Below are 13,388 nucleotides of genomic sequence, written 5' to 3' on the forward strand. Positions count from 1 at the left end.
ATTGTTTGCAAACATTGCGGTGAAAGCTACATTTTAAGAGGGAACAAAGAGCATGGGGTGATTCAGACCGGATTCAAACAGTGTCTGTGCAACAGCAGCAGCGGCTTTGAAATTGAAGAGCGGGCTTAACATGTTTTTTGGTAGGGTTCCCTTTTTTGATTTGCAGATCATTTGGGTGCATAAGACTTCTCAGTTATTGTCAAACTAACGGCAATAAGCTATTGAAGGGAGTCTTGCGGTCCTATGTACAAAAGATTAAGTGCCTTAATGTTCCCGATTACCACGCTGCTGCTGATTGGTGCGTTAGTGTGGGGGTACCAGGAGAACCAAGAGAAGAACTCGATTCTCATCAAAGCGGAGAACCAATATCAGCGCGCTTTTCATGACCTTTCTTATCACATGGAGCAGCTTCATGGTGAGCTTGGGAATACACTGGCAGTCAACAATACGTCGAGTGGTATGCACCGCAAGGGGCTTGTGAATGTCTGGAGGCTGACCAGTGAAGCGCAGAATGAGATCAATCAGCTGCCTCTTACCCTGCTGCCGTTCAGTGAGACGGAGGAGTTCTTGTCCAAAATCTCCAACTTCTCTTATAAAGCGGCCGTGCGTGATTTTACCAAAAAGCCTCTTACAGACAATGAAATGGGTAATCTAAAGGCACTCTATAAGAACTCGGGTGAAATCTCCAAGGATCTTCAGGAGGTTCAAAATAAGGTAATCACAAACAGGCTGCGCTGGATGGATGTGGAATCTGCGCTGGCAACAGAGGAGAAAGCGGAAGACAACACGATTATCGATGGGTTCAAAACCGTGGACAAACGGGTAGCCGCTTATCCTGAGCTGGATTACGGTCCTTCTGTGGCCAGTATTTATAATAAACGCTCTGTGAAGAAGCTAAGCGGTAAGCCGGTTACCGTAGAAGATGTGAAGCGCAACGCGATCAAATTTGCGGATATCACCGGGAATCCGAGTGTTGAGATCAAGGAAAACGGCAAAGGAACCGAATGGGCGTCGTATACCGCAGTAGTAACCAGCAAAGATCATAAAGAGCCGATCAGTATGGATTTTACCGTAAATGGCGGGTTGCTCATCTCCTACAATGACAATCGGAACGTAGGTCCGGCTAAGGTTTCGATGAATCAGTCTGTTGCCAAAGCGGGAGAATTCCTGAAGAAAAAAGGATATCCGGATATGACCGCTGTTAGCGCGGACCGATACGATAATCTGGGTAATTTGACCTTCGTCACCAGCCGTAACGGCGTCCTGATTTATCCTGAAAAGATGACGCTTCGCGTTGGATTAGATACTGGAGAACCCACAGGATTTCAGGCGAGTGATTACGTCCGTGAGCGTCAGAAGAAGAGAGTGATACCCAAACCGGCTCTGACTTTGGCTGCTGCCCAAAAAATGCTGAATCCGGAATATAAGGTTCTATATAGCAGGTTAGCCTGGATAGAGAATGAGGATGCCGAAGAGGTGCTCACCTATGAGTTTGGAGGCAGAATCAACGGCTCACAGTACCGGATTTACTTAAACGCTGAAGACGGTCACGAGGAGGCAGTCGAAGAGGCCAGGACATCTTCAGGCGCACAGGATAAATAACATATTTACGCTGAAAAGCAATAACCAAACTGAAAGGTGCAGTTCCCGTGTGGAACGCACCTTTTTGTTATTTCAAAATCAGAATAATATTTCTCACCGAGCATTAAATCTCCATGCTATAATCTATTTTAGAATAAATACTAATCATGTGGCGGTGACAGGTTTGTATCCCAAAATTAACGAATATCTATACATACAGGTTGCTTCAAGTGATGCTGCAGAAGCAGAAGTGGAATATAGATCGAGAATTGCAGAGCTTGAAGATGAGGCTTTTTTGATCGAAATCCCAATGCAGGAAAGTAACGGTAAGTTGAAAAAACTGTTTATAGGGGATGAGCTGTCCGTACATTTTCTGACGGAAGGCGGTATCAAAAATTACTTTAATACCCATGTGGTAGGCTTTAAGGAAGATGTGATCCGCATGGTACGAATACAGAAGCCGGATAAAGACTCTATCTTCAAGGTCCAGCGCCGAAGCTTCTTCCGCGTGAACGCAGAGCTTGAGCTTGCGGTGAAAGACTCCCTGGGCAGCCGTTACCTGGTGCGTACTGAAGATATCGGCGGCGGAGGAACGTCCTTTCTTAGCGATTCCAAGGTGCAGCCTGAAGTGGGGGGCAAGCTATTCTGCTGGCTATTGGTTCCATACCGGAACGGCAGCACAGAGCATGTGAACTTTGAAGGTGAGATTGTCCGGGTTAAGACTTTGGATACGGGGCGAAAGCTCGTGATGGTGAAGTTCGCAGCGATTACCGATTCGGAACGGCAAAAAATTATACGTTTCTGTTTTGAACGCCAGTTTGATTTCCGCAACCGGTGAGCAGAGCAAAAAAAGGCATAAAATAACGCTTTTTTCTATACAAATACCTCTGTGTCATTTTGCACTGAGGGTTAACCTGTGGTATAATTTTATAAGTCGCAGGCAATGCCTGCTTTTTTCTTGATAAAATCAGCAAGCTTGTATTTTCTTGACTGAAAGAGTGTTTGAGGAGGAATGCCCCGTTGGATAGGCAGGGTACACATACTTACGACAGAATTAACGTCGCCATCGACGGACCTGCCGGGGCAGGCAAGAGCACTGTTGCCCGTTTGGTAGCCCAGAAGCTGTCTTACATTTATGTCGACACTGGAGCAATGTACCGGGCGATTACCTGGTATATGATCCGTGAAGGCATTCCGGCTGAAGATGATCATCTAGTGGACCAGAAGGTCCGCGATATGGTGATCGAATTGATCCCGGAACAGGACGTGCAGAAGGTGCTGATCAATGGGGAAGACGTGACTCCGCATATTCGCAGTCTTCAGGTTAGCGGCCAAGTATCGCAGTATTCGAAAATCGAGGGTGTAAGATCCAGACTGAGCCATTTGCAGCGCCAGATGGCGCTCCGCAAGGGAGTTGTGATGGACGGCCGAGATATCGGTACGACTGTACTACCGGATGCCGAAGTGAAGATTTTCATGACGGCAAGTGTGGAAGAGCGGGCTCTCCGCCGCTACAAGGAACTGAAAGATGCGGAAACAGTGACGCTCCAGCAGCTTGAACACGATATTGCCGCGCGGGACCGTCTGGATGAAGGACGGGAGATTTCACCGCTGCGCCGTGCAGAGGATGCAATTCTTCTGGATACGACGCATATGGATATCCAACAAGTTGTGGAAGCCATTGTATCCCACTGCAGATCATATGTGGACGGGGAGAGAAATCATTTATGATTTATGTCATTTGCCGTGGATTGCTTCGCTTGATTTATGCCGTTTTCTTTCCGCTTAGGATAATAGGAAAAGAGAATGTGCCGGAGGAAGGCGGAGTTCTGCTGTGCGCCAATCATATCAGCTTACTGGATCCGATGACTATTGGGATCAAGCTGAATCGTCAGGTTAAGTATATGGCCAAAGCGGAGCTATTTAAGGTTCCTGTATTAGGCTGGCTCATCAATAAATTGGGCGCTTTTCCTGTCAAACGTGGCGGCGTGAGCAAAGAATCCATCAAAACGGCCCTTAATACGCTTCGCAGCGGTAATGTTATGGGTATCTTTCCGGAAGGGACACGAAACTCTGACTCCGGTGTGGCCAAAAAAGGCGCAGCGAGTTTTGCGCTTCGCAGCGGTGCAGCAGTTGTTCCTGCCGCTATTGTCGGTTCTTACAAGCCTTTTCGCCGGATCACTGTCATTTATGGGGCTCCCATAGATCTCAGTTCATTCGCCGGAGCAGGCAGTGAATCTCTTGAAGAAGTCACTGATGTCATTATGGGACGGATACATGAGATGTCAAAGACCGGCCAGCCTACTGTGAATTAATGTATGGCAGGCGTATGGATGTTCCACTGATTATAATATCGGCATAACCGCTAATTTTTGGAACATACTAACGTGAAAGTGTAAGTGATATCATGCAATGCTTGTTTTGAACTCTGCTATACGCGGGTTTAAATAAATGGGGTTTTGAATCGAGGAGGGTAATCACATGTCTGAAGAAACTAAAAATCAGGAAACTGCGGCTAATGTAGAAAACAATGGAGCCGTAGAAGCAACTGAAACTGTGGAAACCGCAGCAGCAGAGAACAACGGTGCTACAGAAGAAGTTGCCAGCAATGAAGAAGAAGTGACTAGCCAAGAAGGTTTGGAGATCATTTCTTTGAAAAAAGGCGATACCGTGAAAGGAACAATCGTCAAAATCGAAGATAACCAAGCTTATGTAAGCATTGGATATAAATACGACGGCGTTATTCCTATTCGCGAATTGTCTTCCGTACAACTGGACAACGCTGCAGCAGCGGTTGAAGTTGGACAAGAAGTGGAATGCAAGGTAGTCAGCATCAACGACAACAAGGAGAGCCTGGTGCTTTCCAAACGTGCAGTAGACAGCGAAAAATCATGGGAAGATCTCGAAAAGTATTTTGCTTCCCAAGAATCGTTCGAAGTAACTGTTGCTGACGTTGTAAAGGGTGGTCTCGTGGCTGATGTTGGCGCACGCGGATTTATTCCAGCTTCCATGGTTGAACGTCACTTTGTAGAAGATTTCAGTGACTACAAAGGCCGCACATTGCGTGTGAAAGTGAAAGAACTGGACCGTGAGAACAGCAAAGTTATTCTTTCTGCCAAAGAAGTTCTTGAAGAAGAATTCGAAGCCAACAAACAGAAGATTATGTCCGAGCTGTCTGAAGGACAAATTATCGAAGGTACCGTGCAACGTCTGACTCAATTCGGCGCGTTTGTTGATGTAGGCGGCGTTGATGGTCTGGTTCACGTATCCGAGATTGCTTGGAACCACGTTGAGAAACCTTCTGATGTTGTATCCGAAGGCGAAAAAGTTAAAGTTAAAGTACTTAAGGTTGATCCTGAAAAAGGAAAAATCAGCCTCAGCATCAAAGCAGCTGCTCCAGGTCCTTGGGATTCTGCAGCAGGCAAAATCAACATTGGCGACGTTGTAACAGGTGAAGTTAAACGCCTTGTGAACTTCGGTGCATTTGTTGAACTTCTTCCAGGTGTAGAAGGTCTTGTGCACATCTCTCAGATTTCCCACAAGCACATCGGTACTCCGCATGAAGTGCTAAAAGAAGGACAGGAAGTACAGGTTAAAGTTCTGGACTTCAACCCTTCTGAGAAGCGTGTAAGCCTCAGCATCAAGGAAACCGAAGAAGCCCCAGCACAGGTGGCTAGACCAGAACGCAGCAACAACAGAGACAGAGCGCCTAAAGAAGTGCTGAACAACCCTAACGTGTCGCTTAGCAATGAAGGCCTCAGCTTCACATTGGCTGAACGTTTCGGTGACAAGCTGGATAAATTCAAGGGTAATAACTAATCCCTTCGTATTTACACATATATGGGTAAAGTAATCGGCGAACCCTCGATACGGGGGTTCGCCGATTATGTTTTACAGACCACTCAAATGGAAAGATTAGTGGTAACTATGTTAGCCAATTAGAGCGTTTTTTGCTATGATGAGTAGCGTAAGGATGACAGGAGGAATGAATATGGCAAGACCCGTTGTGGCCATTGTTGGGAGGCCTAACGTCGGTAAATCGACGATATTTAACAGGCTAATTGGTGATAGACTGGCCATTGTAGAAGATAAACCGGGAATCACACGTGACCGGATCTATGGCGTTTCTGATTGGAACGGCAAATCCTTCAGCGTAATTGATACTGGAGGTATTGAAATTGACGGTGAGGATGCCATTCTGAAGTCCATCCGCGTTCAGGCGGAGCTGGCGATCGAAGAAGCAGATGTCATCGTCTTTATGTGCGAGGCAAAAACCGGATTAACCAATTCGGATGAAGAGGTTGCGCAAATTCTTTTCCGATCCGGTAAGCCGATTGTCCTGGCCATTAATAAAGTTGACAACATGAAACGTACAGAGGATATTTATGAATTCTACAGCCTTGGAATTGGTGATCCCATCGGGATATCAGGTAGCCATGGTACAGGTATCGGCGATCTGCTAGATGCGGTTGTTGAACGTCTGCCAGAGAAAACCGATGAGGAATATGATGATGATGTCATCCGTGTTGCACTAATTGGGCGTCCGAATGTTGGCAAATCCTCCTTGGTCAACGCTATTTTAGGAGAAGAACGGGTAATTGTCAGTGATGTTGCCGGTACCACGCGCGACGCCATTGATACACCTTTTGAGCGGGACGGCCAGCGTTATGTGCTGATCGATACTGCAGGCATGCGCAAACGCGGCAAGGTCTATGAAAACACGGAGAAATACAGTGTTATGCGGGCCATGAAGGCTATTGAGCGCGCTGACGTTGTGCTTGTGGTCATCAACGGTGAGGAAGGTATTATCGACCAGGACAAGCATATTGCAGGTTATGCTCATGATGCAGGCAAGGCTTCGATTTTTGTAGTCAACAAGTGGGATGCTGTCGAGAAGGACGATAAGACGATGCAGAACTTTGAGACGAATATTCGGGATCACTTCCTGTTTATGAGCTATGCGCCTGTTGTCTTTTTGTCTGCGCTTACCAAACAGCGCCTCCAGAAGCTGCTTCCGGTGGTTCAGCACGTAGCCCAGCAGCATGCGCTGCGGATTACGACACATCTTGTCAATGATGTGGTGTCCGATGCAGTCGCCATCAATCCTCCGCCAACGGATAAAGGCCGCCGCCTGCGCATCAACTATGTGACCCAGGTGGCTGTGAAGCCGCCAACGATAGTAGTGTTTGTTAATGATCCTTCGCTGATGCACTTCTCCTATGAACGTTATCTGGAGAATAAAATCCGCGCAGCATTCAATTTTGAGGGCACACCGATCCGTCTCTTTACACGGCGCAAATCCGAGAACGAAGGTTAGGGGAGAAGACAGTGGCGTTTGAACTTCTGGTTATCGTAGTAAGCTATTTGCTTGGTTCCGTCAGCTTCAGTGTGTTATTGGTCCGCCTGCTCAAAGGTGTGGATATCCGGCAATACGGCAGCGGAAATGCAGGTGCGACCAATACACTGCGTGTGATGGGGAAAGGGCCGGCAATTCTTGTGCTGGTACTGGATGTAATGAAAGGAATTGCTGCTGTCTGGCTCGGAACCTGGGCTGGCGGCTGGGGGACGTGGGTTGCTGTGGCTTGTGGGATCGCAGCCATAATCGGTCACAACTGGCCCCTCTATTTTCATTTTCGCGGAGGCAAAGGCATTGCAACTACTATAGGCGTTATGGCTACGCTTTGTTTTTGGCCAGCAGTGATCGCCGGGATAGTTGCCATTGTAGCGATTGTGATCACCAAATACGTATCTCTTGGCTCGCTTCTATTCGTAGCGCTGACCCCGGTGATCCTTCTTTTTAGTGATTTTACAGCACCTGAGTTGTGGGGTAGTCTTATTATTGCCCTCTTTGCTTTCTGGCGGCACCGGAGTAATATCGTGAAGATTAGCCAGGGGCGGGAGAATAAAATTGGCTCGAAGGTCAAGGAGGGGAACCGGGTTGTCTGATAAAGTAACCGTGCTGGTCGCGGGCAGTTGGGGAACTGCGCTGGCATCTGTGCTGGCGGCTAACCACTCGGAAGTTTATCTGTGGACACGGAGACCTGAACAAGCTGACGAGATCAATCATTCGCATACGAACCAGCATTATCTTCCCGACATTTCACTGCCTACGAACATTATTGCTACTACAGATATGGAAACTGCCGTTAAGGGTTCCAAGGCGGTTGTTATTGTTGCGCCTTCCTCGGGGATGCGGCAGGTTGCCCGTGCGCTGAGACCTTTCTGGAAGGAAGACATGCTCTGCATTCATGCTACCAAGGGCTTCGAGACGGAAACTATGAAGCGGATGTCCACGGTAATCTCTGAGGAGCTTAGCTGTAATGAAGGGGAGATCGTAGTTCTCTCAGGACCTAGTCACGCCGAAGAGGTTGTTCGTCTGTGTCCAACTACAGTAGTTGTGGCTTCGCCGGATGAGAACCGCGCAGCTGCTGCGCAGGAGCTTTTCATCAATAATGATTTCAGGGTGTATACGAATAGGGACCAGGTTGGCGTAGAATTGGCTGGAGCGTTGAAGAATATTATCGCACTCGGCGCTGGTTTATCAGACGGTCTGGGCTTCGGAGACAATGCCAAGGCCGCGCTGCTTACCCGTGGGCTGGCAGAAATCTCGCGTGTTGGCGTAGAACTTGGAGCTAATCCCCTGACTTTCTCCGGCCTGGCAGGGCTCGGTGATCTGGTGGTAACAGCAACCAGCAAGCATAGCCGCAACTGGCGGGCGGGATCCATGCTCGGCCAGGGCAAACCTTTGGCTGAAGTGCTTGAATCCATGGGTATGGTGGTCGAAGGTATACGCACAACGGAAGCAGCCTATGCGATTTCGCTTAAGCTAAAAGTGCAAATGCCAATTACGGATCAGATATACCACGTATTGTTCCAAGGGAAGTCTCCACGCAGTGCGGTAGAAGCCTTGATGGGAAGGGACCGCAAGACGGAAATGGAAGCCATCTCACAGGAAACATGGGAACAGTGGCATTCCTGAGGATGTTCGACGTTCACCTTTTGCCGGAAATACTCATATGTTGTAATGGGGATTGACGGAGGAGGGATGAAGAATGAGCAGAGATTTTTCCAAGGATGCTTTGAACGCCATTAACAAAAAGGCGGGAAAGAACATCACGGAAGGCGCCGTGAAGAAGCTGGCCAGTACGGTCAAGCCAGGAACTACGCAGAATGAAGCCCAGCTCCGCCAGTTGATCAAGCAGGTGTCATCAATGGCCAAGGTGCCAGTTAGTGAAGCTACTGTGCAGGAGATTATCAATGCTGTCAAAAAAGGCGGCGCGAATTCAGGCACAATGGAGTCTTTAATGAAAATGATGCTAAAAAAATAGCTTGGGCTTCATGTAAAAGAGCAGAAGATCCGGAATCCCTCAGATTCTGTGAATCTCTGCTCTTTTTTTGTTTGAAATCAGGAGGATATCATTCAGAAATGGACAGTATTTCATGCTATAATATTCGCAATCCAAATTAGCAGAATGGGGGAAGCAATTGATATGGACCCGATGACAAAGATGTGGTTGTCACTTGCCGCAGTTCTAATTATGGGATTATCCGTGTTTTTGATTACTTTTGCCCGCAGTAAGACCAAAGGGCTGTTAAGGGGTGTTTTGTCTGTAGTCGCCTTCGTCATTATGATTATTGGCTTGCTGGGTGGAGCCGCTTCGATTATGTAAGCATTTACATTCAATTGAAGCTTCAGGGCTGCTTGTCTGTTCCAATGAAATCAAATCTTTTCCATAAAGTTAAGGAAGGAAGCTGCAGCATGAAACGCCAAAAGGGATGGACCGTCACGTTTCAGCCGGAGGGGCGAATAGCCGTTGTCACGCAAGGAACCTCTCTGCTGGAGGCATCACGCAAAGCAGGAGTTTCTATCACTACCCGTTGCGGCGGAAAAGCCGGCTGTCTGATGTGCAAAGTGAAGGTAACTGAAGAATATAGCGCAGGGTTGAGACCAGCTGGTGATGCCGAACGGCGAAAACTGGGCGGTCTGCTGGATGAAGGGGTCCGTCTGGCCTGTCAGGCGGCCGTATGTGGTGATGTTACTGTGCTTACTCCTGAGGACCCGCTCAAAGCTGCCGTGAGGCGTAAGCTCGAAGCAGCCCGCCGCGGGGAAGAGGATGAGCTCTGGTAGTCCTGTTAGCGACGACTTTAAGAAAGGCGGGATGCGGGCATGATGCGCTGCATGAAGCGGAACAACAAGCAAAAATTACACAGTAAAACCGTACTATTGGTGGTATTCATCCTTTTGGCAGGCCCGATTGCCGGCTGTATGTATCCTGAGAAGGAAAAGGCGGGAGGAAGCTACCGTGAGAGCGTACAGCGGGTACAGGCAGCAGTGGATGATTACCAGCAGCAAGAAGGATTGCTGCCTATTCTAAATGCTGATGAGGCTACACCCAGATATGAGAAATTCTTAGTTGATCTGGACAAGCTGCAACAAACGGGATATCTGGATGAAATTCCAGCAGCAGCCTTTGAAAAAGGGGGCAGCTCTTATTTTCTTATTTTGGATGAAGAGCACGATCCAGCGGTAAAACTGATGGATCTGATAACGGTACAAAAGGTGAATGATGTACAGCGCCAGATAAACCGGTATAAGTCTGCGCATGGCGGGAATCTCCCGGCAGATCAGGAGATATATCCGGGTTTGTTCACGATTGCTGCCCGGAAAGCGGGTACGGATTCGATCACACTGAATAGCATTTATTCAGGCCGGCTGTTGCCATTCATCATGGATAAAAGCGGCACTGTTTATGTGGATTACAGCATCGATATTCAGACGGCGATACAGAAAAATTCTACCACTCCTATAAAAAATACAGATCTGCGTCTCCAATTGGAGCAGGCCTCTTATTATGTGCCTGTCAAATCCCTGCCTTATTTCTGGGTGAATGGCCAGCCTGTTCCCCAGCCCCCTCTACTTTAATGCTACAAACAAGGCTTATTCACAAAAGAAAGGTTCTATCTCCCAGATTCACCTCATAGGCTAGCTGAGAAGGCTTCCGGGCGTCATGACGTTCTGCAGGCGCAGTAGCTGATTTTACGAAATTCCGATAAAAATTGCGCGGGTAGCGGGTCATAAATCCGTTCTGGATACATATGATGATACTAGTCCAAATGCATGTCCGAGCATTCGGAGTTAAGCGTGGGGCAATGCAGGTTCCGCCCTTTAGTCAGCAGCTAGGCTCCCTGGCGGACAATGTCAGTCCGGTAGGTGTCCTGCAAAGGTCAGATTGCCGGCGGAACGCGAAGTCGATGCTCTTCAGGCATTTTTTCTTCGGAGTAATATGAGGAGGGGATCTCTTTTGGAAAAAGTGGATATTTTCAAGGACATTGCCGAGCGTACCGGCGGAGACATTTATCTTGGCGTCGTCGGCGCGGTTCGCACGGGGAAATCAACATTCATCAAACGCTTTATGGAAACGATCGTCTTGCCGAACATTACGAATGAGGCGGATCGGGTTAGAGCGGTGGATGAGCTTCCGCAAAGCGCGGCAGGTAAAACAATCATGACAACAGAGCCTAAATTTGTGCCTAACAATGCGGTGCAGATTAAGGTGGCGGAAGGGCTGGAGGTCAATGTCCGGCTGGTAGATTGTGTAGGGTATGCTGTTGAAGGAGCCAAGGGATATGAGGATGAAAACGGTCCCCGAATGATATCCACACCTTGGTTTGAGGAGCCGATTCCTTTTCAGGAAGCAGCGGAAATAGGTACACGCAAAGTCATTCAGGAGCATTCCACGCTGGGTGTAGTAGTGACTACAGATGGTACTATAGCTGAAATTCCGCGCCACTCCTATGTGGATTCTGAAGAGCGTGTAATCGCTGAGCTGAAGGAGGTCGGCAAACCGTTTGTACTTGTGATCAACTCGACCCGACCGCGCAGTGAAGAGGCTCAGCAGCTCCGCAGTGAGCTGGCTGCCAAATATGATATCCCGGTCATGACACTCAGTGCAGCGAATATGACCGAAGACGACGTAACTGGCGTCCTCCGTGAAGTTCTTTATGAATTCCCGGTTCACGAGGTGAATGTGAATCTTCCGAGCTGGGTGATGGTACTTGGCGAGAATCACTGGCTGCGCAGCAGTTACGAGAATTCCGTCCGTGACACGGTGAAGGATATCCGTCGGTTGCGTGATGTCGACCGGCTCGTATCACAATTCACGGAATATGACTTCATTGACCGGGCCGGACTTAGCGGTATGAATATGGGTCAAGGTGTGGCAGAGATCGACTTATACGCGCCTGAGGAGCTCTATGATCAGGTTCTGATGGAGATAGTGGGTGTAGAAATCCGCGGTAAGGACCATCTGCTGCAGCTGATGCAGGATTTCTCGCATGCCAAACGGGAATATGACCGCTTCTCAGAAGCACTGGAAATGGTGAAGACGACGGGTTACGGGATAGCTGCCCCATCACTCGCCGAAATGGCGCTCGATGAGCCGGAGTTGATCCGTCAAGGCTCGCGCTTTGGAGTAAGGCTGAAAGCTACTGCCCCGTCTATTCATATGATTCGGGTGGATGTTGAATCTGAATTCTCCCCAATTATTGGCACGGAGAAGCAGAGTGAAGAACTGGTACGGTATCTGATGCAGGATTTTGAGAATGATCCGATTAAGATATGGGAATCCGATATTTTTGGCCGCTCGCTGCACTCCATCGTGCGTGAAGGTATTCAAGGGAAAATCGCTATGATGCCGGATAACGCCCGCTATAAGCTGCAGGAAACATTGGGACGGATCATCAATGAGGGTTCAGGCGGCCTCATCGCTATCATTCTCTAAAAAAAATCATAGAGTGCAAGAGAACAGAGCGGGAGCGATCCTGCTCTGTTTTTTGTGCAAATGATTACTTGAACCCATTATTTAGAGGACAAAAATGCTACTTTCTTCTCCTTTTTTGACTAACGCCTTGAAATTCTGGGTGGGCTGTATTACTATAAGTTTGTTGCGCTTCTAGGAATAGAAGTGCTGATATCTAGTAATAACGGGATTATCACGTATAATTTGCGTTGAAACGGAAACAGTGTATGATACCGGAAATTTGCCCAGGGAGGTGAGAATACATGAACAAATCAGATTTGATCAACGTAGTTACAGAAGCAACTGAACTTCCCAAGAAAGATGCTACTAAAGCGGTAGACGCCGTTTTCGAAGCTATCACTGGAGCTCTGCAAAGCGGAGATAAAGTACAGCTGGTTGGATTCGGAAACTTTGAAGTGCGCGAACGTTCCGCACGTAAAGGCCGTAACCCGCAGACTGGTGAAGAAATCGAAATTCCTTCGAGCAAGGTACCGGCATTCAAACCGGGTAAAGCTCTTAAAGACGGAATCAAATAGAGATTTCTACATATCTATCCCATAGTCTTTCTGAGTAATAACGATGCCGCCCTCCAAGGCGGCATTTGTTGTTGAGAGGGTATGATATGCCCGCAAATTACTTATAGGAGGGTTCTACATGACCGAGAAGAATAATGGCGTTAATCCCGCCCCGGCAGGCAGCGACTATATTGTAATCAAAGCCAAAGAGAACGGCGTACAGGTTATTGGGCTCACCCGAGGACTGGACACACGCTTTCATCATACGGAAAAGCTGGACAAGGGTGAAGTGCTCATCGCACAATTTACCGATCATACCTCAGCCATGAAAATCCGCGGCAAGGCCGAAGTATGGAGCAAACACGGACAATTGGAAAGTGAAAGCTGAAAAGCAGGCATAGCCTGCTTTTTTTCAAAATATATCTAAAGATAGCCATGTCTCAATTTCCGAATATTCGTTCCAAGAGGCGGCAACCATGAATGATAAGGGGGC

At 48.0% G+C, this 13,388-nt stretch carries 15 protein-coding genes; all 15 read left to right on the forward strand.

All coding sequences use genetic code 11. The annotated features are described in order from the left end of the window. Positions 1–243: 243 nt before the first annotated feature. Entirely contained in the window at positions 244–1,602 is a 1,359-nt protein-coding gene (gene ypeB, locus AC0MA3_RS18565) for a germination protein YpeB (RefSeq protein ID WP_474657275.1), read from the forward strand. Positions 1,603–1,765: 163 nt separating this feature from the next. Continuing rightward, positions 1,766–2,419 carry a flagellar brake protein gene (locus tag AC0MA3_RS18570; RefSeq protein ID WP_379162287.1) on the forward strand — a complete coding sequence of 218 codons (654 nt, stop codon included), beginning with the start codon at positions 1,766–1,768 and terminating at the stop codon, positions 2,417–2,419. Between the two features lie 182 nt (positions 2,420–2,601). After that, complete coding sequence (gene cmk / locus AC0MA3_RS18575) at positions 2,602–3,312, forward strand: (d)CMP kinase (protein WP_474657276.1); 711 nt, start codon at positions 2,602–2,604, stop codon at positions 3,310–3,312. Then, positions 3,309–3,896, forward strand: a complete 588-nt coding sequence (locus tag AC0MA3_RS18580; protein WP_379162293.1) for a lysophospholipid acyltransferase family protein — start codon at positions 3,309–3,311, stop codon at positions 3,894–3,896. Before cmk ends, AC0MA3_RS18580 begins: the two co-directional genes overlap by 4 nt. 166 nt (positions 3,897–4,062) lie before the next feature. Further along, the gene (gene rpsA, locus AC0MA3_RS18585; RefSeq protein WP_379162296.1) at positions 4,063–5,400 is read left to right on the forward strand and encodes a 30S ribosomal protein S1; all 1,338 of its coding nucleotides are present in this window, start codon (positions 4,063–4,065) and stop codon (positions 5,398–5,400) included. A 172-nt stretch (positions 5,401–5,572) separates the two neighbouring features. Continuing rightward, complete coding sequence (der, locus tag AC0MA3_RS18590) at positions 5,573–6,898, forward strand: ribosome biogenesis GTPase Der (RefSeq protein WP_474657277.1); 1,326 nt, start codon at positions 5,573–5,575, stop codon at positions 6,896–6,898. An 11-nt stretch (positions 6,899–6,909) separates the two neighbouring features. Continuing rightward, positions 6,910–7,527 (forward strand): glycerol-3-phosphate 1-O-acyltransferase PlsY, encoded by a 618-nt coding sequence (plsY, locus tag AC0MA3_RS18595; protein WP_474657278.1) that lies wholly within the window; start codon positions 6,910–6,912, stop codon positions 7,525–7,527. Further along, positions 7,520–8,560 carry an NAD(P)H-dependent glycerol-3-phosphate dehydrogenase gene (locus AC0MA3_RS18600; RefSeq protein WP_379162305.1) on the forward strand — a complete coding sequence of 347 codons (1,041 nt, stop codon included), beginning with the start codon at positions 7,520–7,522 and terminating at the stop codon, positions 8,558–8,560. Before plsY ends, AC0MA3_RS18600 begins: the two co-directional genes overlap by 8 nt. Before the next feature lie 73 nt (positions 8,561–8,633). After that, on the forward strand, positions 8,634–8,909 hold the full coding sequence (locus AC0MA3_RS18605) for a stage VI sporulation protein F (protein WP_379162308.1): 276 nt from the start codon (positions 8,634–8,636) through the stop codon (positions 8,907–8,909). Between the two features lie 162 nt (positions 8,910–9,071). Beyond that, the gene (locus tag AC0MA3_RS18610; protein WP_379162558.1) at positions 9,072–9,251 is read left to right on the forward strand and encodes a DUF2768 family protein; all 180 of its coding nucleotides are present in this window, start codon (positions 9,072–9,074) and stop codon (positions 9,249–9,251) included. A gap of 89 nt (positions 9,252–9,340) precedes the next feature. Continuing rightward, positions 9,341–9,709, forward strand: coding sequence for a 2Fe-2S iron-sulfur cluster-binding protein (locus AC0MA3_RS18615; protein WP_474657279.1), 369 nt, complete (start codon positions 9,341–9,343; stop codon positions 9,707–9,709). A gap of 39 nt (positions 9,710–9,748) precedes the next feature. Then, positions 9,749–10,504 carry a DUF3939 domain-containing protein gene (locus AC0MA3_RS18620; RefSeq protein ID WP_474657280.1) on the forward strand — a complete coding sequence of 252 codons (756 nt, stop codon included), beginning with the start codon at positions 9,749–9,751 and terminating at the stop codon, positions 10,502–10,504. Between the two features lie 379 nt (positions 10,505–10,883). Then, a complete protein-coding gene (gene spoIVA, locus AC0MA3_RS18625; protein WP_379162314.1) occupies positions 10,884–12,362 on the forward strand; it encodes a stage IV sporulation protein A in 1,479 nt (492 codons plus the stop codon). A gap of 281 nt (positions 12,363–12,643) precedes the next feature. Then, positions 12,644–12,916 carry an HU family DNA-binding protein gene (locus AC0MA3_RS18630; RefSeq protein WP_019909963.1) on the forward strand — a complete coding sequence of 91 codons (273 nt, stop codon included), beginning with the start codon at positions 12,644–12,646 and terminating at the stop codon, positions 12,914–12,916. 118 nt (positions 12,917–13,034) lie between these two features. Further along, positions 13,035–13,283 carry a trp RNA-binding attenuation protein MtrB gene (mtrB, locus tag AC0MA3_RS18635; protein WP_379162317.1) on the forward strand — a complete coding sequence of 83 codons (249 nt, stop codon included), beginning with the start codon at positions 13,035–13,037 and terminating at the stop codon, positions 13,281–13,283. The last annotated feature ends 105 nt before the right edge of the window (positions 13,284–13,388 follow it).

It is taken from the genome of Paenibacillus sp. LS-5 (assembly GCF_056121505.1).